Source organism: Pararobbsia alpina, from assembly GCF_902859895.1.
GTDB classification, from domain to species: Bacteria; Pseudomonadota; Gammaproteobacteria; order Burkholderiales; family Burkholderiaceae; genus Pararobbsia; species Pararobbsia alpina.
In genome coordinates this window covers 317,927-340,560 of record NZ_CADIKM010000001.1, presented here as the reverse complement: position 1 = coordinate 340,560, position 22,634 = coordinate 317,927, and the positions used below count along the sequence as shown (strand labels likewise).

Annotated in this window: 19 protein-coding genes; 8 read left to right on the top strand and 11 right to left on the bottom strand. The window is 64.7% G+C overall.

Going from position 1 to position 22,634, the window contains the following annotated elements:
• The first annotated feature begins 53 nt into the window (after window positions 1–53).
• Both HV670_RS01470 and HV670_RS01465 read left to right on the top strand, forming a co-directional pair.
• Window positions 54–1,439, top strand: coding sequence for an MFS transporter (locus HV670_RS01470; RefSeq protein WP_281362346.1), 1,386 nt, complete (start codon window positions 54–56; stop codon window positions 1,437–1,439).
• A gap of 56 nt (window positions 1,440–1,495) precedes the next feature.
• Entirely contained in the window at window positions 1,496–2,071 is a 576-nt protein-coding gene (locus tag HV670_RS01465) for a YceI family protein (protein WP_175102835.1), read from the top strand.
• A 73-nt stretch (window positions 2,072–2,144) separates the two neighbouring features.
• On the opposite strand, the gene secF is transcribed toward HV670_RS01465, so the two are convergent.
• The 3 genes from secF to yajC form a co-directional block, all read right to left on the bottom strand.
• Window positions 2,145–3,095 carry a protein translocase subunit SecF gene (gene secF / locus HV670_RS01460; protein ID WP_175102834.1) on the bottom strand — a complete coding sequence of 317 codons (951 nt, stop codon included), beginning with the start codon at window positions 3,093–3,095 and terminating at the stop codon, window positions 2,145–2,147.
• 14 nt (window positions 3,096–3,109) lie between these two features.
• On the bottom strand, window positions 3,110–5,194 hold the full coding sequence (gene secD / locus HV670_RS01455; protein WP_175102833.1) for a protein translocase subunit SecD: 2,085 nt from the start codon (window positions 5,192–5,194) through the stop codon (window positions 3,110–3,112).
• Window positions 5,195–5,288: 94 nt separating this feature from the next.
• The gene (gene yajC, locus HV670_RS01450; RefSeq protein WP_246256906.1) at window positions 5,289–5,555 is read right to left on the bottom strand and encodes a preprotein translocase subunit YajC; all 267 of its coding nucleotides are present in this window, start codon (window positions 5,553–5,555) and stop codon (window positions 5,289–5,291) included.
• 541 nt (window positions 5,556–6,096) lie between these two features.
• Between yajC and HV670_RS01445 the strand changes: the two genes are divergently transcribed.
• Window positions 6,097–7,008 (top strand): hypothetical protein, encoded by a 912-nt coding sequence (locus HV670_RS01445; RefSeq protein WP_175102831.1) that lies wholly within the window; start codon window positions 6,097–6,099, stop codon window positions 7,006–7,008.
• A 123-nt stretch (window positions 7,009–7,131) separates the two neighbouring features.
• Here HV670_RS01445 and tgt read toward each other — a convergent pair whose 3' ends face one another.
• Window positions 7,132–8,262 carry a tRNA guanosine(34) transglycosylase Tgt gene (gene tgt / locus HV670_RS01440; RefSeq protein WP_175102830.1) on the bottom strand — a complete coding sequence of 377 codons (1,131 nt, stop codon included), beginning with the start codon at window positions 8,260–8,262 and terminating at the stop codon, window positions 7,132–7,134.
• A gap of 94 nt (window positions 8,263–8,356) precedes the next feature.
• Window positions 8,357–9,436, bottom strand: coding sequence for a tRNA preQ1(34) S-adenosylmethionine ribosyltransferase-isomerase QueA (queA, locus tag HV670_RS01435; protein ID WP_175102999.1), 1,080 nt, complete (start codon window positions 9,434–9,436; stop codon window positions 8,357–8,359).
• Between the two features lie 76 nt (window positions 9,437–9,512).
• Between queA and recG the strand changes: the two genes are divergently transcribed.
• From recG to ubiA, 4 genes are all read left to right on the top strand, one after another.
• Entirely contained in the window at window positions 9,513–11,894 is a 2,382-nt protein-coding gene (gene recG, locus HV670_RS01430) for an ATP-dependent DNA helicase RecG (protein WP_175102829.1), read from the top strand.
• 154 nt (window positions 11,895–12,048) lie between these two features.
• Entirely contained in the window at window positions 12,049–13,017 is a 969-nt protein-coding gene (locus HV670_RS01425) for a LysR substrate-binding domain-containing protein (RefSeq protein WP_175102828.1), read from the top strand.
• A 238-nt stretch (window positions 13,018–13,255) separates the two neighbouring features.
• On the top strand, window positions 13,256–13,753 hold the full coding sequence (locus tag HV670_RS01420; RefSeq protein WP_175102827.1) for a Dps family protein: 498 nt from the start codon (window positions 13,256–13,258) through the stop codon (window positions 13,751–13,753).
• Between the two features lie 25 nt (window positions 13,754–13,778).
• Window positions 13,779–14,648 (top strand): 4-hydroxybenzoate octaprenyltransferase, encoded by an 870-nt coding sequence (gene ubiA / locus HV670_RS01415; RefSeq protein WP_175102826.1) that lies wholly within the window; start codon window positions 13,779–13,781, stop codon window positions 14,646–14,648.
• A gap of 42 nt (window positions 14,649–14,690) precedes the next feature.
• Here ubiA and proC read toward each other — a convergent pair whose 3' ends face one another.
• The 6 genes from proC to HV670_RS01385 all read right to left on the bottom strand — a co-directional run bounded on the left by proC (window position 14,691) and on the right by HV670_RS01385 (window position 21,693).
• On the bottom strand, window positions 14,691–15,506 hold the full coding sequence (gene proC, locus HV670_RS01410; protein WP_175102825.1) for a pyrroline-5-carboxylate reductase: 816 nt from the start codon (window positions 15,504–15,506) through the stop codon (window positions 14,691–14,693).
• 54 nt (window positions 15,507–15,560) lie between these two features.
• Window positions 15,561–16,262: a YggS family pyridoxal phosphate-dependent enzyme gene (locus HV670_RS01405; protein ID WP_175102824.1), complete on the bottom strand. Its 702-nt coding sequence runs from the start codon at window positions 16,260–16,262 to the stop codon at window positions 15,561–15,563.
• A gap of 107 nt (window positions 16,263–16,369) precedes the next feature.
• Window positions 16,370–17,605 (bottom strand): glycolate oxidase subunit GlcF, encoded by a 1,236-nt coding sequence (glcF, locus tag HV670_RS01400; RefSeq protein ID WP_175102823.1) that lies wholly within the window; start codon window positions 17,603–17,605, stop codon window positions 16,370–16,372.
• Window positions 17,606–17,641: 36 nt separating this feature from the next.
• On the bottom strand, window positions 17,642–18,751 hold the full coding sequence (gene glcE, locus HV670_RS01395; protein WP_425511366.1) for a glycolate oxidase subunit GlcE: 1,110 nt from the start codon (window positions 18,749–18,751) through the stop codon (window positions 17,642–17,644).
• 18 nt (window positions 18,752–18,769) lie between these two features.
• The gene (locus tag HV670_RS01390) at window positions 18,770–20,269 is read right to left on the bottom strand and encodes an FAD-linked oxidase C-terminal domain-containing protein (RefSeq protein ID WP_175102822.1); all 1,500 of its coding nucleotides are present in this window, start codon (window positions 20,267–20,269) and stop codon (window positions 18,770–18,772) included.
• Entirely contained in the window at window positions 20,266–21,693 is a 1,428-nt protein-coding gene (locus HV670_RS01385; protein WP_175102821.1) for an FAD-binding oxidoreductase, read from the bottom strand. The genes HV670_RS01390 and HV670_RS01385 overlap by 4 nt, the downstream gene beginning before the upstream one ends.
• A gap of 305 nt (window positions 21,694–21,998) precedes the next feature.
• On the opposite strand from HV670_RS01385, the gene HV670_RS01380 reads away from it, so the two are divergent.
• Complete coding sequence (locus HV670_RS01380; protein ID WP_175102820.1) at window positions 21,999–22,556, top strand: cob(I)yrinic acid a,c-diamide adenosyltransferase; 558 nt, start codon at window positions 21,999–22,001, stop codon at window positions 22,554–22,556.
• The last annotated feature ends 78 nt before the right edge of the window (window positions 22,557–22,634 follow it).

Sequence of the window (22,634 nt, the reverse complement as noted above, 5' to 3'; positions counted from 1 at the left end):
TGCTTCCCGGTTTCCGTTTTCGATTCTTTACTTGTTTTCACACGCGCGAACCTGTGGTTTCCCGTACCGTTCTCATCCCGCTCATCGTGGCTTGCGCGCTCTTCATGGAGCAAATGGACTCGACCGTCATCGCGACGTCGCTGCCCATGATCGCGACCGACCTCGGGGAAAGTCCGATCGCGTTGAAGCTGGCTCTGACCTCGTATCTGGTGAGCCTCGCCGTGTTCATACCTGTGTCGGGGTGGATGGCCGACCGCTTCGGTTCGCGCACCATCTTTCGGGCGGCGATCGGGGTCTTCGTGGTCGGCTCGGTCTTCTGCGGGCTTTCGAGTTCGCTCGACTCCTTCGTCGCGGCGCGCTTCCTGCAAGGCATGGGCGGCGCGATGATGGTGCCGGTCGGGCGCATGGTGATCCTGCGCAGCGTCTCGAAAGCCGAACTCGTGCAGGCGCTCAACTACCTGACGATTCCCGCGCTGATCGGGCCGATCATCGGGCCGCCGCTCGGCGGCCTGATCACGACGTATTTGAACTGGCGCTGGATCTTCTTTATCAACGTCCCGATCAGCCTGCTCGGCATCTATCTCGCGACCCGCTTTATCGAGAACCTGCGCGTTGACCGGGTGCCCCCGCTCGACTGGCCCGGCTTCCTCCTGTCGGCGCTGGGCCTGAGCCTGACGATGCTCGGGCTCGCCACGATCGGGCGGCACCTCGTCTCGGCCCGCGTGTCGTCCGGCTGTCTTGCGCTTGGCGTGATCGCGCTCATCGCGTATTACCTGCATGCCCGGCGCGCTGAGCATCCCTTGCTGCGGCTCGACCTGTTCCGCCTGCAGACCTTCCGGGTCGGCGTGCTTGGCGGTTCACTGTTTCGAGCGGGCATCGGCGCGCTGCCGTTCCTGTTGCCCCTGTTTCTCCAGCTCGGTTTCGGCCTGACACCGTTCCAGTCGGGTCTGCTGACCTGCTCGGCCGCGGCCGGTTCGATGTGCATGAAGACGATCTCGCGCAAGATCCTGCGGCGCTTCGGCTTTCGCACGGTACTCAAGTTCAATGTCGGTTTCGCCTCGGCGTCGCTTGTCGCGATCGCGTTCTTCACGATCCACACGCCGCATGCCGGTATCGTGCTGACCCTGCTGTTCGGCGGCGTGTTTCGTTCGCTGCAGTTCACGAGCCTCAATGCGCTGTCGTACGCCGATGTCGATCATGCCGATGTGAGCCAGGCGTCGAGCATCGCGAGTGCGGTCCAGCAGCTGTCGCTCGGCATGGGCGTGACGATCGGCGCATTTGCCCTGCAGGCCTCGAGCTATGTGCAGGGGCATACGCAACTGGTCGCAGCCGACTTCTGGCCCGCCTTCGTGCTGGTCGGCCTGCTCTCACTGTCCTCGCTGCGTTTCATCCTTCAACTGCCTGACAACGCGGGCCACCAAATTTCCGGTAAGACGTGAGTGCGCTACGATGCGCTCCCCCGCGCGGTTCGCGCGAGCTTTCAAGACAACTCCGTATGACGATTTCCCCGATTTCCCCTCGACCGAGTCATTTTGCCGGCGCGGCAACGCTTGCCCTATTGTTGTCGCTGAGCGGCCCGGCACTCGCGCAGGTCGATCTGCAAAAGAGTACGGTCGACGCGAGGTTCAAGCAGATGAACATGCCGTTCGACGGCCAGTTCAAGCGTTTCGACGCGCAAATCGCATTCGATCCCGTAAAGCCGTCGAACAGCAGCGCGAAGATCACGGTCGACACCGGCAGCTACGATCTCGGCAACCCCAGCTTGAACAAGGCGGTGCGGGGCAAGGACGGGTTCGATGCCGCGCATTACGCGCATGCGACATTCGTCTCGTCGTCAGTGGTGCCGGCGGGTGACGGCGAATACAGCGTAACAGGCAGACTTACCATTCGCGGCAAGACGCAGGACGTCGTCGTGCCGGTCAGCATGACGGAGCAGGGCGGCACGCGCGTGTTCGACGGCAGGCTGCCCGTGCGCCGCCGGGGTTTCGGGATCGGACAGGGCAAATGGGCCGATACCGCGGTGCTCGCCGACGAGGCCGTGATCGAGTTCCACCTCGTCGTTGCAAAGTAGGCGCGACAGCTGTTAACGAAAAAGGCCGGTTCGAATTTCGAACCGGCCTTTTCTCATGCATCCCTGCCAGCGCTTATACCTGTGCACCCGCGTTCGGGTCGTTCGGGTCGTGCTTCTGCGCAGTCTGCTTGATCAGGTCTTCACGCTTGACCCCGAGCCACATCGCGATCGCCGCCGCGACGAACACTGATGAGTAGATGCCGAACAGAATCCCGATGGTCAGAGCGAGCGAGAAGTAATGCAGCGACGGCCCGCCGAACAGGAACATCGAGAGCACCATCATCTGCGTGCAGCCGTGGGTGATCACGGTCCGCGACATCGTGCTCGTGATCGCGTGGTTGATCACCTCGGTCACGCTCATCTTGCGTTGTCGCCGGAAGGTTTCGCGGATCCGGTCGAAGATGACGACCGACTCGTTGACTGAGTAGCCGAGCACGGCCAGCACGGCCGCGAGCACTGACAGCGAAAACTCCCACTGGAAGAACGCGAAGAAGCCCAGGATGATCACGACGTCGTGCAGGTTCGCGATGACGCCGGCCACCGCGTACTTCCATTCGAAGCGGAACGACAAGTAGATCACGATGCCGATCACGACGAAGGCGAGCGCAAGCAGGCCGTTGGTCGCGAGCTCCTTGCCGACCTGCGGTCCGACGAATTCGACGCGCTGGAGTTGCGCCGTGTTGTCCTGCTTGCTCAGCGCGGCCATCACGAGATCGCTCTGCTGGGCCGACGACAGGCCGCCCTTGAGCGGCAGGCGGATGATCACGCTGTTCGACGAACCGAAGTTCGCCACCTGGGCGTCGGCGTAGTTGAGCTTGTCGAGCGTCTGCCGGATCGGGTCGGTCTGCGCGACGTGCGGATACTGGACTTCGAGCACCGTGCCGCCGGTGAATTCGATCGACAGATGCAAGCCGCGATGGACCAGGAAAAACACGGCCAGGACGAAGGTGATCAACGAAATCGCGTTGAACACCAGCGCGTGGCGCATGAACGGTATGTCTTTGCGGATGCGGAATAATTCCATGATGAGGCTCCAGTTCAGCGCTTGGCGTGGGGCGCGCGCGGCGGCGTGCGTTTCGCGGAGCCGCCGGCTTTGCCGGCGTCCTGGGTGCCGCCGCCTTTCGTTGCGCTGCGTTTCGTTGCTGCCTGCGCCGCGGTATCTGCCGCTCCTGCGGCCTGCCTGACAGGCTGATTGCGCCGGTCGACCACTTCGTCCGCGATTTCGACACCACCGTCATCCTCGAGCTGGTCGATGGTCGGCGTGGCGCCCTCGGGCCGCCATACCTGGCCGATCGCGAGTGACTTGAGGCGCTTCTTGCCGCCGTACCAGAGGTTCACGAGTCCGCGCGAAAAGAACACGGCCGAGAACATCGAGGTCAGGATGCCGATGCAGTGGACCATCGCGAAGCCGCGCACCGGGCCCGAACCGAACGCGAGCAGGGCGATACCGGCGATCAGCGTGGTCACGTTCGAGTCGAGAATCGTCGCCCATGCATGCCGGAAGCCTTCCGAGATCGCGGTCTGCGGCGCGGCACCGCGCCGCAGCTCTTCGCGGATGCGTTCGTTGATCAGCACGTTCGAGTCGATTGCCATACCGAGCGCGAGCGCGATGGCCGCGATGCCGGGCAGCGTCAGCGTCGCCTGCAGCAGCGAGAGCACCGCGACGAGCAACAGCAGGTTGACCGACAGCGAGATCACCGAAAACGCGCCGAACAGCATGTAGTAGACGAGCATGAACAGCGCGATCGCCGCAAAGCCGTACTGGACCGAATCGAAGCCCTTGCGAATATTGTCCGCGCCGAGGCTCGGGCCGATCGTGCGTTCCTCAATGATGTTCATCGGCGCGGCGAGCGAACCGGCGCGCAGCAGGAGCGCGAGGTCGTTGGCCGCTTCAGTCGAGACCGCGCCCGTGATCTGGAAGTTCTCGCCGAGTTCCGACTGGATCGTCGCCACGGTCAGCACTTCACCGCTGCCGCGTTCGAACAGCACGATCGCCATCGGCTTGCCAATGTTGTCACGCGAGACGTCGCGCAGGATCCGGCCGCCGGCCGAATTCAGGCGAATCTTGACGGCCGGGCGCTGGTGTTCGTCGAACGTCGCGCCCGCATCGGTGATCTGGTCGCCGGTGAAGATCACCTGTTTCCTGAGCAGCACCGGTGCGGCGTTGCCTTGCGTGAAGAGCTGATCACCCGGCGGAACCGGGTCGCCCGGGTTCGGACGCAGGCCCGTCGGGTCGGCGAGCCGGGCTTCGAGCGTCGCGGTGCGGCCGATGATGCTCTTGGCCTTTGCGGTGTCCTGCACACCCGGGAGTTCGACGACGATGCGCTCCGGCCCTTGCTGCTGGATCACCGGTTCGGCGACACCGAGCTCGTTGACGCGGTTGTGCAGCGTCGACATGTTCTGCTTGAGCGCGTTCTCCTGGACCGTGCGTTCGGCTGCCGGCGAGAACGTGCCGACCACCTGCGTGCCGCCTTGCGGGTCTGCGCGCGTGGCCCATTGCAATTCGGTGACGCGCGAGAGAAGCACTGCGCGCGCCTGGTCGGCGGTCTGCGCGTCGGCAAAGTCGATCACGACCTCGCTACCGGTGCGGTTCACGCCGCCATCGCGAATTTCCTTGTCGCGCAGCGCATTGCGCGCATCCGTTGCATCCGCCTCGAGACGCTTCGCGAGCGCGCCTTGCATGTCGACCTGGAGCAGGAAGTGCACGCCGCCGCGCAAGTCGAGGCCCAGGTACATCGGCAGCGCATGCAGCGAGCTCAGCCATTTCGGCGACTTGCTCTGCAGATTCAGCGCGACGACATAGGTCGGATCGTTCTGATCGGTGTTGAGCGCCTTTGCCAGCACGTCGCGTGCGTGGAGCTGCTCGTCGGTCGACGCGAGGCGCACGCGAATGCTCGCGGACGTCGCGCTGTTGTCAAACGTGATATCGCTGGAGTGAAGCTGGTTCGCGGACAGCGTGTCCTCGACCTTCTGCAACACACTCGAATCGACCTTGGCCGTCGCCTTGCCGCTCGAAATCTGCACCGCCGGCGCTTCACCGAAGAAGTTGGGCAGCGTGTAGAGCAGGCCGATGGCGAGCGCCACCAGCATGACGAGGTATTTCCAGAGGGGGTAGCGGTTCATGGGATGGCCCAACGGGAGGGTTCAGGGCGGAAGGGGCCGGGTGCGATGGCCGCGCCGGAGCGCGGCCATCGTCAGTCGCGATCGATCAATTCGCTTACAGCGACTTGATCGTGCCCTTCGGCAGGATGGTCGTGACGGACGCTTTCTGCACGGTGATCTCGACGCCTTCGGCGATCTCGACACCCACATAGGCTTCGCCGACCTTCGACACCTTGCCGACCAGCCCACCGCCGGTGATCACTTCATCGCCCTTCGCCATGGCTGCGAGCATGTTGCGATGCTCCTTCTGGCGCTTCATCTGCGGGCGAATCATGATGAAGTAGAGCACCGCGAACATCAGCAACAGCGGCAAGAACGTCATCAGGCTGGACTCGGTGCCGCCACCGGTAATGCCTTGCGCGTACGCATTGGAAATAAACACTCAGGGTCTCCGTCGGTTTAAGCCGAAATTAGCCGTGCATTCTACCACTGCCAAGGGGCCTGCAATCGCCTTGGCCGCTTGGCTCGCGCCCGTTCACGAAGACCGGCCGGAGGCCGGCCTGGGGCGGCCTTCGGACAGGCGTGAAGGGTCTGTCCGCTTGCACATTTCGGGCAAACACGAGGCGAGCCGGAAGATGCGCCGGAATATGACAGATTGGATACAGCGGCGGACCTAGGCTGTGGGAATCGAATGTCTGCGGAATTTGGATGTCATCCGCTCTTGATTCGCCTCCAGGAAGAAAGCCATGCTCAATTTATCATTTGCCGTGTCTTCGCGCGTCGCGCCACCTATTGTCTCGCCCTTTGGTCCGCCTGTCGGGCCTTTCCCTGCTCCATCCCGCGCGGCGGATCCATCCGCCAATGCCCCCGGCCTCGCGCTCCAGGGCTCGCCGCGCGCCGGCATGTCTTACGACGGAAGCAACATGGACGGGTTGCAACGCGCCATGCAATCGGTCGATTTTTCGATGCTGGCGGCATCTGAGCGAGGCGGATTTGGCAGGCAGGGCGACGGCCCTTCCGGCGCAAGGAGCGTCGCGCAGCCTTCGGTACCCGAAAGGGTCTATGAGTGGTGCGGAGATTCCATTCGCTCATTGCTTGGCGGTCTGGCTCAGACGAAGCCGCCGGCCCGGAGTACCCATCGGCATGCCGGGCTCGCGGAACCCGGGCACGGCGAGCAGGCTGGCTCCGCCGGCAGACGCGAACGCCGCGGCGCCGGCGAAGATTTTCTGACGTCGCTAGGGAATCCGCATCCAGCACGGCGGTCTGCCGCAGAGGCACGGCCGTCTACCGTCGAGGACTTTCTGACGTCGCTAGGGAATCCGCATCCAGCACGGCAGTCGCGTTGCAATACGGTCGACCGCTCCGACCCGGACGCCGGCGGGATCGATCAGCACGTCCTTCCCACTTCGTGTCCGACCTTGGTCAGGACGGTCTCGACCAGGATCCCCGCACAAGAGGTCGGCATGGTCTTAGGCCGAAGGACGCTTGACGGCACGCAAGGCGTACTGACGCGCGTGCGCGTCGGGCTCCCCGCGAACGCGGCGAGGCTCACGGTCACCGTATCGCGCGAGGGGGGCGCATCCGGGACGGAGGTGTGGAACCGGCACACCGGCATCGCAGGAATCGCCGCGAGGGTCGTATCGGGCAGGGCGAACCACGTGGTACCGAACATCGCCAATTGCCGGCCCGCCGAATCGCTCGGCGCCGGCAAGCAGGGGTGCTCGATCCCGGTCGAGCATGGCCGCGTCGACGGCAAGCGCTTCGTGACGGTGGAGGCCTTCGCCACACGCAATGGGACGCCGATTCAACTGGAGGTCACGAGCCAGCCGGCATAGGAGACAGGCGTCGCGGGTACCGTTTCACCCCCCCGCGCACGCGACATCAAGAAACGCATAGCCTGCTGAGCCCCGGTGCTTCGGCGCGGCCGAGACCCGGCAGCGCCGAAGTTTTCCCTTTCTCTATCCCGCGCCACCCTGGCGATCCGCATGGAAGCGCGCGCGGAACGCATCGAACGTATGCGTCTCGACCGCTTGCCGGATCTCGCTCATCAGCTCCAGGTAGTAGTGGAGGTTGTGGATGGTATTGAGCTGGGCACCGAGAATTTCGCCGACTCGATGCAGATGGTGGAGGTATCCGCGCGTGAAATTGCGGCAGGTATAGCATCCGCAACTGTCGTCGAGCGGGCGCAGGCTGGCCTTGTGCGAGGCGTTCTTGATCTTGACGTCGCCGAAGCGCGTGAAGAGCCAGCCGTTTCGCGCATTGCGCGTCGGCATCACGCAGTCGAACATGTCGATGCCTGCCGCGACACCTGCCACGAGATCCTCGGGCGTACCCACGCCCATCAGGTAATGCGGCTTGTCGGCGGGCAGCTTCGGGCCGATGTGATCGAGCACCCGCATCATGTCTTCCTTGGGCTCGCCGACTGACAGGCCGCCGATCGCGAGACCGTCGAAACCGATTTCGGAGAGCCCCGCGAGCGACTCGTCGCGCAGGTCTTCGAACATGCCGCCCTGGACGATCCCGAACAGCGCATTGGGATTCTCGAGCTGCCTGAACTCGTCGATCGAACGGCGTGCCCAGCGCATCGACATGCGCATCGACTCCGCTGCTTCCTGACGGCCGGTCGGCACGCCGTTGGTCGCATAGGGGGTGCATTCGTCGAACTGCATGACGATGTCGGAGTTGAGCACGCGCTGAATCTGCATCGAGATCTCGGGTGACAGGAATAGCCGGTCGCCGTTGATCGGCGAAGCGAAAGTCACCCCTTCTTCGCTGATCTTGCGCAGATCGCCGAGACTGAATACCTGGAAGCCGCCCGAATCGGTGAGGATCGGCTTGTTCCAGCCCATAAAGCCGTGCAGGCCGCCGTGCGCGGCGATGATCTCGTTACCCGGGCGCAGCCACAGGTGAAAGGTATTGCCGAGCAGGATCTGCGCGCCGATCTCCTCGATCTCGCGCGGCGGCATGGCCTTGACCGTCCCGTAGGTACCGACGGGCATGAAGATCGGTGTTTCGATCACGCCGTGGTTCAGCGTCAGGCGGCCGCGGCGCGCGTTGCCGTCGGTGGTCAGCAGTTCAAATTTCAGCATGGTCGGGAGCCTTGGACCGGGTCGGCACCCGGGAGAACATGAGGGCAAGGGGCGCAACGGCGGCAGCCATTACAGTCGACGCAACGTGCGTCGTTCATGGGGATGGATCCTCCGGGCGAGGGCCCGTCCGGGTGAGCAGCATCGCATCGCCATAACTGAAGAAGCGGTAGCGCGCCTCGATGGCGTGCTGATAGGCGGCGCGGATCGTCTCATAGCCTGCGAACGCCGACACGAGCATCAGCAGTGTCGACTTCGGCAGGTGGAAATTGGTGATCAGCCGTTCGACCAGATTGAACGTATAGCCCGGTGTGATGAAAATGTCGGTTTCGGCGCTGCCCGCGCGCAAGGTGCCCGCGGGGGCGCCCGCGCGGATCGCGTCACGCGCCGCCGCCTCGAGTGCGCGCATCGACGTCGTGCCGACCGCGATCACGCGACCGCCGGCGGCCCGTGTCTCACTGACGAGATCGACGAGCGATGGCGGGATTTCATACCATTCGGTATGCATGCGGTGCTCGGCGAGGTTCTCGGTGCGCACGGGCTGAAAGGTCCCCGCGCCGACATGCAGCGTCAACGTCGCGCGGCGCACACCGGCCGCATCGAGCCGCGCGAGCAGCGCGGGATCGAAGTGCAGGCCGGCGGTCGGCGCGGCGACCGCGCCGGGGTTCATCGCGTAAACAGTCTGATAGCGCGCTTCATCGAAGGCATCGGCTTCGTGCGTGATATAGGGCGGCAGGGGCAGACGGCCGTATCGTTCGATCAACTCCAGGCAGTCGGCCGGGAACACGAGCGTGTAGAACGGTTCGACGCGCGGACCGACCGTCACGTCGAACGCGTCGGCAAGGCGCAGCGTGCTACCCTCGAGCGGCGTCTTGCTCGCGCGGATCTGCGCGAGCGCGGTGCGCGCGCCGGTCAGGCGTTCGATCAGCACTTCGATCTTGCCGCCGCTGCCCTTGTGGCCGTGAAAACGCGCCTTGAGCACTTTGGTGTCGTTGAATACCAGCAGATCGCCCGCGGCGATGCAGCCGGGCAGGTCGGTGAAGTGGCGATCGCTGAGCGTCGCATGCGCGCCCTCGCCGACCACCTCGAGCAGGCGGCTCGCGGTGCGGTCGGCGAGCGCCGTCTGGGCGATCAGCTCGGGCGGCAGATTAAAATCGAAGTCGGAGAGCGTGTACATGCAAGCGGGGATGTCGCGCGCGGAGGGTCCGCGCGCCGTTCGGCGCGGTTTCACGCGAAAAACCGCTATTGTAACGATGCCTGTACCCAAAACCACGACTGCCGATTTGCCGGATACCGATCCGTTTGCTCCGACCGGGGCCGACGAAGACGCCGCGACACCCGCCGGCAAGGCCGCGGCACGCGAGGCGAAGGGCGTGAACGACACCGGAGCCGGGAAGAAATCGGCCAGGAAAGCCGCGAAGAAGGGCGCCGCGTCTGAAACGACGGCCGACAAGCTCGTGCGCATGGGACTCGCGCGTGACATCGATCTCGCCTTGCATCTGCCGATGCGATATGAAGACGAGACCGAGCTCACGCCAGTCGGCGAGTTGCTGCCGGGCCAGGCCGCGCAGGTCGAAGGCGTGGTCGTCGACAACGAGATCACCTTCCGGCCGCGCCGCCAGATGATCGTCAAGATCGTCGACGATCTGCAGGACGTGCTGACGCTGCGATTTCTCAATTTCTACGGCAGCCAGACCAAGCAACTCGCGGTTGGCGCGCGCGTGCGTGCACGCGGTGATGCACGCGGCGGCTTCTTCGGCATGGAGATGGTTCACCCTGCCTACCGGATCGTCGCCGAAGGCGATCCGCTCCCGCAGGTGCTCACGCCGGTCTACCCGAGCACGGCGGGCATTACCCAGGCCTATCTGCGCAAGTCGATCGAGCGGGCGCTGGCGCGCACGCCGCTGCCTGAGATCTTGCCTGAGCCGGTCTCGGCCGAATATCTCGTACCGATGAAGGTGCCCGCGCTCGCGCAGGCCGTGCGAACGCTGCACCACCCCGATGCGCACGAGGACGAGAACGCCCTGATGGACGGCTCGCACCCTGCCTGGCTGCGCATCAAGTTCGATGAACTGCTCGCGCAGCAACTGTCGCTGCAACGCGCGCACGAGACACGGCGTGCGCGTTCGGCGCCGTTGCTGACGCGTCGCAGGAACGATCCGGCTTCTCTCGTGGCCCGTTTCGAGCAGGCCCTGCCATTCGCGCTGACGGGCGCGCAGCAACGCGTCTGGGCCGAGATCGGCACGGAGCTCGAGGCCGCGCATCCGATGCAGCGTCTTCTGCAAGGGGATGTCGGCAGCGGCAAGACGATCGTCGCCGCGCTCGCCGCGGCCCAGGCGATCGATGCCGGCTACCAGGCGGCGCTGATGGCGCCGACCGAGATCCTCGCCGAGCAGCATGCGCGCAAGTTGCGTGGCTGGCTCGAACCGCTCGGCGTGCAGGTTGCGTGGCTTGCCGGCAGCCTGAAGGCTCGCGAGAAACGCGCCGCCGTCGAGGCGGCGGCGAGCGGTGCCGCTCAGCTCGTGATCGGCACGCATGCGCTCGTGCAGGACACGGTCGATTTCGCGAGGCTCGGCCTCGTGATCGTCGACGAACAGCACCGCTTCGGAGTCGCGCAGCGCCTGGCGCTGCGGGCCAAAGCGAAAGCGACGAATGCGGCGGCGAATTCGCTTGTTCCGGCGGACACGGGAAGCGCCATCGACGAAGGCTTGCGGGCGGGTGCGCCGGTATCCGGCAAGCAGATGCCGGCGGGTACGGGGCACTCCGGATCTGGCACTGCTCCGGCGCCGGCCGCTGTCGTCGATCAGGCATTTCAGCCTCACCAACTGATGATGAGCGCGACGCCGATTCCGCGCACGCTCGCGATGACCTATTACGCCGACCTCGACGTTTCCACGCTCGACGAGTTGCCGCCGGGCCGCACGCCGGTATTGACCAAGCTCGTCTCCGATGCGCGCCGCGACGAGGTGATCGCGCGCGTGAGGCAGGCTGCGCTCGCCGGCCGCCAGGTCTACTGGGTCTGTCCCCTGATCGAGGAGAGCGAGGCGCTGCAATTGCAGACCGCCGTCGATACCTACGCGACGCTCGCCGCCGCGCTTCCGGAACTCCAGGTCGGCCTCGTGCATGGCAGACTGCCGCCGGCCGAGAAGGCGTCGGTCATGGACGGCTTCACCGAAAACCGGATTCAGCTGCTGGTTGCGACGACCGTCATCGAAGTCGGCGTCGACGTGCCGAACGCCTCGCTGATGGTGATCGAACATGCCGAGCGTTTCGGCCTGGCGCAGCTTCATCAATTGCGCGGTCGGGTCGGGCGCGGCAGCGCGGCCTCGGTCTGTGTGCTGATGTACGCGACCCCGCTCGGGCAGACCGCCCGCGCGCGTCTGGCGACGATGCGCGAGACCTCGGATGGTTTCGAGATCGCGCGCCGCGACCTGGAAATCCGCGGGCCTGGTGAGTTTCTCGGCGCGCGTCAGTCGGGTGCCGCGATGCTCCGGTTTGCCGATATCAACGACGACGCCTGGATGATCGAACCCGCCCGCAGCGCGGCTGCGCGGCTTTTGCGGGAATTCCCACAGGCGGCGGACGCGCATCTGAACCGCTGGTTGGGTGGCCGCGAGCACTATTTGAAAGCATGATGAAAGCGTGGCGCCGCACGGCGAAGCCCCGATTGGGCAGACCGCAGGCCGTGGAACAAGGCCGGCGGTGCCTCTTCGGAAATTCGGTGTCTTGGCGAAGACATCGCCAGGGTGTATAAGAGATAAAATCTATCGAAGTGTATAGCTGATATCAATGACCCTTACCGAATTGAAATACATCGTCGCGGTTGCCCGGGAGCGGCATTTCGGCCGCGCGGCCGAGGCCTGCTTTGTGAGTCAGCCGACCTTGTCGGTGGCAATCAAGAAGCTCGAGGACGAACTCAACATACAGATTTTCGAACGAGGCACGAGCGAAGTCAGTGTGACACCGATCGGCGAACAGATCGTCGCCCAGGCGCAGCGCGTGCTCGAACAGACGCTCGCGATCAAGGAGATCGCCAAGCAGGGAAAGGATCCGCTGATCGGGCCGCTGCGACTCGGGGTGATCTACACGATCGGGCCGTACCTGCTGCCGACCCTCGTCAAGCAGATCATCGACACCGTGCCGCAGATGCCGCTGATGCTGCAGGAAAACTACACGCTCAAGCTCATCGAGTTGCTCAAGCAGGGCGAGATCGATGCGGCGATCATGGCCTTGCCGTTTCCGGAGACCGGGCTGATGGTGCGTCCGCTCTACGACGAACCTTTCGTCGTCGCCGTACCCGTTGGCCATCACTGGGAGTCGCGCGAGTCTATCGATGCCGACGATCTGAAGCAGGAAACGATGCTGCTGCTCGGTGCCGGCCATTGCTTCCGCGATCACGTGCTCGGAGTGTGTCCGGAACTGATGCGGTTCTCGCAGAACTCGGACGGCATCCAGAAGACTTTTGAGGGTTCGTCGCTCGAGACGATTCGCCATATGGTCGCGAGCGGCGTGGGCATCACCGTGTTGCCGCGCACCTCGCTGCCGGCCAAGAGCATGCTTGACGGCTCGACCGCGAAGACGGACGCCGGGTTGCTGCGTTATGTGCCGTTCCGCGAGCCGGTGCCCGACCGGCGCGTCGTGCTGGTCTGGCGCAAGAGCTTCACGCGGCTGCCTGCGATCGAGGCGATCTTCGATGCGGTCGTTGCCTGCAATTTGCCGGGCGTCAAACGGCTCGATTTGCCGGTCAACGTGAATTGATCTGAAGGGATCCGCCCGAAGAACACGCTCCTTGGATTGAACAAGTGCGCGGCGATTCTCCTCCTTCAGGGGGCCTTCAGGGCGGGGAGGATGTCAAACATCGATCCGGGCGCAGGCCCATGCGCGGCCGCGTTGCGGCCGTGTGCAGACCTTCCTCGCCGGGCCCCTGTGTCGCGGCAAATGCGGTGCTTCGGCTACACTAGACGCCTCTGCCAAAACATCGCTCGAAGGACTCATCATGGCCAAAAAAGAAGTCGCAGCAAGCACACAGCCGATCAATATCGGTATCAGCGACAAGGACCGCAAGAAGATTGCCGACGGCCTGAGCCGCCTGCTCGCCGATACCTATACGCTGTACCTGAAGACCCACAATTTCCACTGGAACGTCACGGGGCCGATGTTCAATACGCTGCACCTGATGTTCGAAGGGCAGTACAACGAGCTTGCGCTGGCCGTCGATTCGATCGCCGAGCGCATTCGCGCGCTGGGCTTCCCGGCACCGGGCACGTATAAGGAATTCGCGAAGCTGTCGTCGATCCCGGAAGCGGACGGCGTGCCGTCGGCCGAAGAAATGATCCGCCAGCTCGTGCAAGGCCATGAAGCCGTGACGTGCACCGCGCGCGCGACCTTCCCGGAGACGGACGCGGCGGCCGACGAGCCGAGCGCCGACTTGTTGACGCAACGTATGCAGATTCACGAAAAGACGGCGTGGATGCTGCGTTCGCTGCTGGCCTGAACACACTCGACGCGGCGCCTGCACGATGAATTCCGCTTTCCTTGCTGCCCGACTGCCGCTCTATCTGCGGCTGATCCGGATGGACAAGCCCATCGGCAGCCTGCTGCTGTTGTGGCCGACGCTCAACGCCCTGTGGATTGCCTCGCAGGGTCGTCCCTCGCTCTCGCTGATTGCAATCTTCGTGGTCGGCACGGTGCTGATGCGCTCGGCCGGCTGTGCGATCAACGACTATGCCGACCGCGATTTCGATCTCCATGTCAAGCGTACCGCCGCGCGGCCGCTGACCTCGGGGCGCATTCACGCGTGGGAGGCCGTGGTCATCGCGCTCGTGCTGGCGTTCGCCGCCTTCCTGCTGATCCAGCCGCTCAACGGGCTGACCAAATGGCTGTCGGTCGTCGCGCTATTTGTCGCGGGCACCTATCCGTTCATGAAGCGGTTTTTCGCGATTCCGCAGGCCTACCTTGGGATTGCGTTCGGCTTCGGCATTCCGATGGGCTTCGCGGCCGTGCAGGAGACGGTGCCGGTCATCGCGTGGGTGATGCTGGTCGCCAATGTGTTCTGGTCGGTCGCCTACGACACCGAATATGCGATGGTCGATCGCGAGGACGACGTCAAGATCGGCATCCGGACGTCGGCGCTCACCTTCGGCCGTTATGACGTGCTCGCGGTGATGCTGTGTTATGCCGCGGTATTCGTGATCTATGCGGGCATCGGCGTGGCGCTGCACTTCACCTTGCCGTTCTGGCTCGGCCTCGCGGGGGCGATCGCCTGCGCGATTGCCCACTACCGGATGATCCGCACGCGCGATCCGGCCCGCTGTTTCGCGGCATTCCTCCACAACAACTGGCTCGGCGGCATCCTGTTCGTCGGCATTGCGGCGCAGTACTGGTACTAGAAAGTACTGAAGCACCCGGGCGCCGCGCTGCCGGTGGATGGATCACCCCTGTCCGAATTCCTCACCCATCTCGAACGCGCGGTTGCGCGCGGCGACCGTGCCGCGCACGATCGATTCCGCGATGCCCGATTCCATGAACGAGGCGATGGCGGCCGCCGTCGTGCCGCCCTTGGACGTCACGCGTTCGCGCAGCACACTGAGCGGCTCGTCGGAATGCGCCGCAAGCTGCGCGGCGCCCGTGAAGGTGCCGATCGCGAGGCGCCGTGCTTCCTCGGCCGGAAAACCGAGATTCTGTGCAGCCGTCTGCAACGCTTCGATGAAGTAAAACACATAGGCCGGACCGCTGCCCGACAGCGCGGTGATGCTGTCGATCTCGCCCTCGTTGGTGCACCAGACGACTTCACCGACAGCTTCGAGCACCTGTGCGGCCAGCATCCGGCCGTCGTGGTTGACGGTCGGCGAGGCGAGCAGGCCGGTCACGCCGAGGCCGACGAGCGCGGGGGTGTTGGGCATCGCGCGCACGATGCGCTGATGGCTGCCGAGCCAGCGCATGATGTCGCTCGATCGGATGCCCGCCGCGACGCTGATCACCACCTGACGTTCGACGATGAACGGCCGCAGCGATTCCGCGGCTTCCTTGAGCATTTGCGGCTTGACGGCGAGCACGATCGCGTCATAGTCCGCGAGCTTGCGCGAGGGCTCCTCGGCCGTCACGATCCGGAACGTCTTTTCAAGCCGTTCACGCGTTTCGGCGTTCGGATCGACCGCAAAGAGATAGCCAGCCGGCGTGCCTTGCTTGATCAGCCCACCGATCAGTGCGGAGGCCATATTGCCGCCGCCGATGAATGCGATTTTCATGGTTGGAGCTCAGGAGTGACGTAAGAAAGAGGGTGCATGCGGGGTGCATGGGGTTCAATGGATCGCATAGTCGCGCTCGCCGAATACCGCTGTGCCGATCCGCACGATCGTCGCCCCCTCGAGGACGGCCGCTTCGAGATCGGCTGACATCCCGATCGACAAGGTATCGAGCGCGAGACCGTCCTCGCGCAGCGCATCCAGCAGCGCATGCAGGCGCCGGTGCGGCACGCGTTGGGCATCGAGCGTCGCGGCCGGCTCGGGAATCGCCATGAGACCGCGCAGCCGCAGCCGGGGCAGACCGGCGATGCTGTGCGCGACCGCGGCGACTTCATCGGGCGCAAGGCCGCTCTTGCTTGCCTCGTCGCTGATATTGACCTGGATGCAGACGTTGAGGGGCGCGAGTGACTCGGGCCGCTGGGCGGACAGACGTTCGGCGATCTTGAGCCGGTCGACCGAATGGACCCAGTCGAAATGCTCGGCAATCGGCCGTGTCTTGTTGCTTTGGACGGGGCCGATGAAATGCCACTCGAGCGCCGCGCGCAAGTCGGCCAGTGCTTCGATCTTCTGCAGGGCTTCCTGCAAATAGCTTTCACCGAATATGCACTGGCCATGTTCATGGGCCGCGCGCACATCCGCCGCCGCGAAGGTCTTCGAGACCGCCATCAGGCTGATCGATGAGGGGAGCCGGTCGGCCGCCCGCGCGGCATCGGCGATGCGCTGCCGGACCGTGTCGAGATGCTGGGCGATGTCGGACATGAAAACGAGAACGTAGAGCGAAGGACGACGGGCCGCGACTTCATGTCATGCGGCATGTGAATCAAATTATACGGGCGCCCGGGCAGATGCCGGGAGGCAATCGCATCCTAGCGGATCATCCGATCCACGAGTTCGATCCAGTGCATCACCGGCGTGTTCGTGCCGCTTTGCAGATGCGCGATGCAGCCGACATTGCCCGAGACGATCGCCTGCGCTTCAGTGGCCCGGAGCTTTTCGACTTTCTGGTCGCGCAAGCGATAGGCGAGGCTCGGCTGCAGCACCGAGTATGTGCCGGCGGAACCACAGCACAGGTGGCTGTCGGCCGGTAGCCTGACCTCGAAGCCGAGCCCCGCGAGCAGGTTCTCGACCTGGCCACGCAGTTGCTGACCGTGCTGGAGCGTACAGGGCGGGTGATACGCGACGACATGCAAATCGCGCGGCCGCGCGCGTTCGGCGACCCGCTCGGCGAGTTCGTTCTCGAAATCGGGCAGCAGTTCCGAGACGTCGCGGGTCAGTTCGCTCACGCGGCGCGCCTTGGCCGCATAAGCGGGATCGTCGCGCAACAGATGACCGTATTCGCGGACTGTCGCGCCGCAACCCGATGCGTTCATCACGATCGCCTCGATACCGGCTTCGACATACGGCCACCATGCGTCGATATTGCGGCGCATGTCGTCGAGCGCTTCCTCGTGATAGCTCAGGTGCAGCCGGATCGCACCGCAGCAGCCGGCCGACGGCGCACTGACGAGCTGCACGCCGAGCGCGTCGAACACGCGTGCGGTCGCGGTATTGACATTGGGCATCATCGCGGGCTGCACGCAGCCGTCGAGCATCAGCATCTTGCGCGCGTGCGAGGTCGTGGGGCGCACGCCGGGATCGCGCTGCGGCGGCAGCTTGTCGCGGAGCTTCTTCGGCAGGACGCGGCGAAACTTCACGCCGACCTGGAACGCGGGGGCAAACAGGGCCGGCTGGGGGAGGATCGTCGCAAGCGCGCGGCGTAGCAGGCGCTGGGCGAGCGGACGCATGACCTGGGCTTCGGCCTGCTTGCGGCCGATCTCGACGAGGCGTCCGTACTGGACGCCCGACGGGCAGGTCGTCTCGCAACTGCGGCAGGTCAGGCAGCGGTCGAGGTGGATCTGTGTGCTGCGCGTGACGGGCGCGCCCTCGACCATCTGCTTGATCAGGTAGATACGTCCACGTGGGCCGTCGAGTTCATCGCCGAGCAGCTGATAGGTCGGGCAGGTTGCCGTACAGAAACCGCAATGGACACATTTACGCAGGATCGCTTCGGCTTCTTCGCCGTCGGGCGTCATGCGCATAAATTCGGCGAGATTCGTTTGCATGGATCAGCTCAGGGGGACGCACTCGATCGGATTGACTCAAAAGTCCGGATAGAGCCGGCCGCGGTTGAAGATATGCGCTGGGTCGAAGGCTTGCTTGAGCCGCCGGTGGATATTCAGGAGGGGCGTCGCGAGCGGCGTGAACACACCGACCTGCTTGTCGCCGCCGCGGAACAGCGTTGCGTGGCCGCCGGCCTGGCGCGCGTCGAGGCGCACACGTTGCGCGTCGGCGTCGGTGATCCACCAGCGCTGTGCGCAACCCCATTCCATCAAGCGTTGCCCCGGCAGCGAGGCGGGCTCGGCGACGCTCGGCACGGCGACGCGCCACAGCCCGCAGCCCTCGGGAATCTCGGTGAAGTAGGGATCGGTCTGTTCGCGCAGCGCTTCCCAGAAGCGGGTCGCTTCGACGGCGTCGACGGACTCGCCGCCGAGGGCGGTGCGTGCGGCCTTGATCGCGGCCTCCGCGCCCGAAAGCCGGATCGCCATCACGCCGCCGCGCCACGCGGTCGCGGAGATCGGCAGGGGTCGGCCGGCCCATTCGTTGATTTTGCGTACCGCGTCGCTCGCATTGCATTCGAATTTCAGCGTGTTCTCGGCGACGGGTATCGGCAGTGTCTTGATCGACACTTCGAGAATCAGGCCGAGTGTGCCGAGCGAGCCGGCCAACATGCGTGCGACGTCGTAGCCCGCGACGTTCTTGATCACGCGGCCGCCGAAATTCAATTGCTGGCCCTTGCCGTCGAGGATCGTTACGCCGAGCACGAAATCGCGGATCGCGCCCGCGAACTGTCGCCGCGGCCCGGCGAGGCCCGCCGCGACGCAGCCGCCGATGGTCGCCGCGCCGCCCGATCCGAAATGGTCGAAGTGAGGCGGTTCGAACGGCAGCATCTGGTTGTGCTCGGCGAGCTTCCGTTCGATCTCGGCGAGCGGGGTGCCGCAGCGTGTGGTGATCACGAGCTCGGCGGGGTCGTATTCGACGATGCCCGCGTAGGGACGAGTGTCGAGCAGTTCGCCTTCGAGCGACTGGCCGTACCAGTCCTTGCTGCCGCCGCCGCGAATGCGCAAGGGGCTGCGCTGCGCGGTGGCCGCGGCGATCTGGGCACGAAACGAATCGAGAATATTCGCTTCGGGTATTTGGGAGCGTTCCATCAAGGCCGTTCCATCAAGTCAGAATCTCGGCAGATCGGGAAACGGCAACTGGCCGCGCACGATATGCATCTTGCCGTAGTCCGCGCATCGCGCTCGTGTCGGGATCGCCTTGTCGGCGTTCAGGAGGCCCGCGGGGTCGAAGGCCCGCTTGACTGCGAAGAAGGCGTCGCGCTCCTCGGGTGAGAACTGCACGCACATGGAGTTGATCTTCTCGATGCCCACGCCGTGTTCGCCGGTGATCGTGCCGCCGAGTTCGACGCAGCATTCGAGAATATCGGCACCGAAGGCCTCGGCGCGGTGCCATTCGTCGAGGTCGCTGCCGTTGAACAGGATCAGCGGGTGCATATTGCCGTCGCCGGCATGGAAGACGTTCATGCAGCGCAGCGCATAGCGGTGTTCCATTTCGGCGATGCGCTTGAGCAGCAGGCCGATGCTGCGCCGCGGAATGGTGCCGTCCATGCAGTAGTAGTCGGGCGACACGCGTCCGGCGGCGGGGAAGGCGTTCTTGCGGCCGGACCAGAAGCGCAGGCGTTCGGGTTCGGACCGGGATACCTGGATGCGTGCCGCACCATGTTTGCGCAACACGGAGGTCATCCGGTCGATTTCCTCGGCAACTTCTTCGGGGGTACCGTCGGACTCGCACAACAGGATCGCCTCGGCCTCGGTGTCGTAGCCCGCGTGGACGAACTCCTCGACGGCGCGTGTCGCAGGCTTGTCCATCATTTCGAGTCCGGCGGGAATCAGGCCGGCGGCGATGATGGCGGCGACGGCTTCACCGCCTTTCTCGACGTCGTCGAAGCTTGCCATGATGACCTGGGCGGTCTGGGGTTTCGGAATCAGGCGTACGGTCACCTCGGTGACGATGGCGAACATGCCTTCGCTGCCGATCAGGACGGCGAGCAGATCGAGGCCGGGCGAATCGGGGGCGAGCGAGCCGAACTCGACGATCTCGCCTTCCATGGTCACGGCGCGCACGCGCAGCACGTTATGGACGGTGAGGCCGTACTTCAGGCAATGCACGCCGCCGGAGTTCTCGGAGACGTTGCCGCCGATGGTGCAGGCGATCTGCGAGGACGGGTCGGGTGCGTAGTAGAGGCCGAACGGCGCGGCGACTTCTGAAATCTGCAGGTTGCGCACGCCGGGCTGGACGGTCGCGGTGCGCGCATAGGGATCGACTTCGACGATATTGCGAAGTCGCGCCAACGACAGCACGAGCCCATCGCGAATGGGCATGGCGCCCCCGGACAGGCCGGTGCCTGCGCCGCGCGGAACGACGGGTATGCCCAGGCGGTGGCAGACCTGGAGAATGCGCTGAACCTGGGCCTCGTTTTCGGGCAGGGCGACGGCGAGCGGCACTTTGCGATAGGCGGCGAGGCCATCGCACTCGTAGGGCACGGTATCTTCGGAGCGGTGCAGCAGGATGCGCGGCGGCACGGCGGCCAGGAGCGCATGGACGAGCTCGTTCTGGCGCGCTTCGAACGATGTGGCGCTCAGTTCGCCGGCGAGCACGGTAGTCATGATGTCTCGCGTTGAAGGCTGAACATCTTGCCGGGGTTCAGCAGGTTGGCGGGGTCGAGGGCATGCTTGATGGCACGCATGACGTCGAGTGCGTCCTCGCCATGTTCCTCGCGCATGAAGCCGATCTTGTGCAGCCCGACGCCGTGTTCGCCGGTGCAAGTTCCCCCCAGGGCGAGTGCTCGGCGCACGATCAGGTGGTTGAGGCGTTCGGCTTCTTCGTATTCTTCGGGTTTGGCGGGGTCGACGAGGATGGCAACATGGAAGTTGCCGTCGCCGACGTGGCCGACGATGGGGCACGGCAGGGGCGAGCTCGCGAGGTCGTGTTCGGTGCCGGCGATGCATTCGGCGAGCCGTGAGATGGGCACGCAGACGTCGGTGGTAATGGCGCGGCAGCCGGGCTTGAGTTGCAGCATCGCAAAATAGGCATTGTGGCGCGCGGTCCAGAGGCGGCTGCGATCTTCGGGGCGCGAGGCCCATTCGAAGCTTTCGCCGTGATGGTCGGCGGCGATCTGTGCGACGGTCTGGACTTGCTCTTCTACGCCAGACGGGGTCCCGTGAAATTCGAAGAAGAGTTGGGGGGCTTCCTTGAGGTTCAGGTGGGAGTGGCGGTTGAGCGAGCGTACGGCGAGGGCGTCGACGAACTCGACGCGCGCGATGGGCACGCCGAGCTGGATGGTCTGGATCACGGCCTTGACGGCGTCGACCATGCTCGGAAAACTGCAGCTCGCGGCGGACACGGCTTCAGGCTGGGGATGAAGGCGCACGGTGGCCTCGGTGATCACGCCGAGGGTGCCTTCAGAGCCGACGAATAGACGGGTGAGGTCGTAGCCGGCCGAGGATTTGCGCGCACGTGTACCGGTGGGGATGACGCGGCCATCGGCCAGCACGACTTTGAGGCCGAGCACGTTTTCACGCATGGAGCCGTAGCGCACGGCGTTGGTACCAGATGCGCGGGTGGCGCACATGCCGCCGAGGCTGGCGTCGGCGCCGGGGTCGATCGGGAAGAAGAGGCCGGTGTCGCGCAGGGCTTCGTTAAGTTGTTTGCGAGTGACGCCGGGTTCGACGGTGGCGATCAGGTCTTCGGGATCGATGGACAGGATGCGGTTCATCCTGGACAGATCGATGGACACGCCGCCGTGTAGGGCGAGTATGTGGCCTTCGAGGGAGGAGCCGACGCCGAAGGGGATCACGGGTATCTGATACTGGTTGCACAGGCGCAGGGTTTCGCTGACTTCGGAGGTCTGTTCGGCGAAGACGACGGCGTCGGGCAGATGCGGGACGAATGCGGACTCGTCGCGGCCGTGGTGGGCGCGCACGGCCTCGGCCACGGACAGGCGTTCGCCGTAAAGTCGCTGCAAGGCGTCGAGCAAGCCCGCGGGTAGGGCGGCGCGCATGATCGAAGCTGGAGCTGCGGGGTGATTCACCAGTGCCTCCTCCCTGTGTCGAATCGCACGGGAATGTGTTATTGCTGCGCTTTCTCAATATTTGGATGCGATGTGGCGCATCCATCACTAGTCGATTCTACTTCCGATTGGGGGGCTCAGGCTGGGTAGTTGTGATGGGGAGAGAGGGCGCGCGGAGTGGGATGCATGCTTGGAACGAGGCTGGGAAGCAAGCTCGACACAAGTTGATATGCGCAGCGGGGTTTGCTTGGCGCGGGTCCTATAATGGCTCGGCGTTTGTAGCGGCAGGTCTGTCGTTATGGCTGCGCAACCAATGGAGGCCATTGATGGGACACCGGCTCAGCAAGATTGCAACGCGTGGGGGTGACGACGGCTCGACGGGGCTCGGTGACGGGAAGCGGCTGAGCAAGGGGCACGCGCGTATCGGGGCGATCGGCGAGGTTGATGAGCTCAACTCGAATCTTGGTGTCCTGCTTTGTGAGGTTCTGCCTGACGATGTGCGGGGGGTGCTCACGCGCATTCAGCATGACCTGTTCGATCTGGGCGGAGAGCTGTGCATGCCGGGGCATGTGATTGTCCGGGCGACGCAGGTGGAACAGCTCGATGGGTGGCTCGAGCACTACAACGCGACGCTCGAGCCGCTTGCGGAATTCATCTTGCCGGGGGGGTCGCGTGCGGCCTCACTGTCGCATGTCTGCCGCACGGTATGCCGGCGGGCGGAACGGTCGGTGGTCATTCTCGAGGCTCAAGCGGGTGCGGACAGCGCGCTTCTGCGTCAGTATCTGAACCGGCTTTCGGATCTCTTGTTCGTGCTCGCTCGTGTGCTCAACCGGGCGGCGGGCGGTGAGGATGTTCTCTGGAAAAATGAACATCGTCGTGGCTGACATATTGCGCTGATCGGCGGGGCTGGCTCTCCGCTTGAGCCCCAGCCAAGTGGCTCCTTTCGTGCTCTGCCAAGCGAC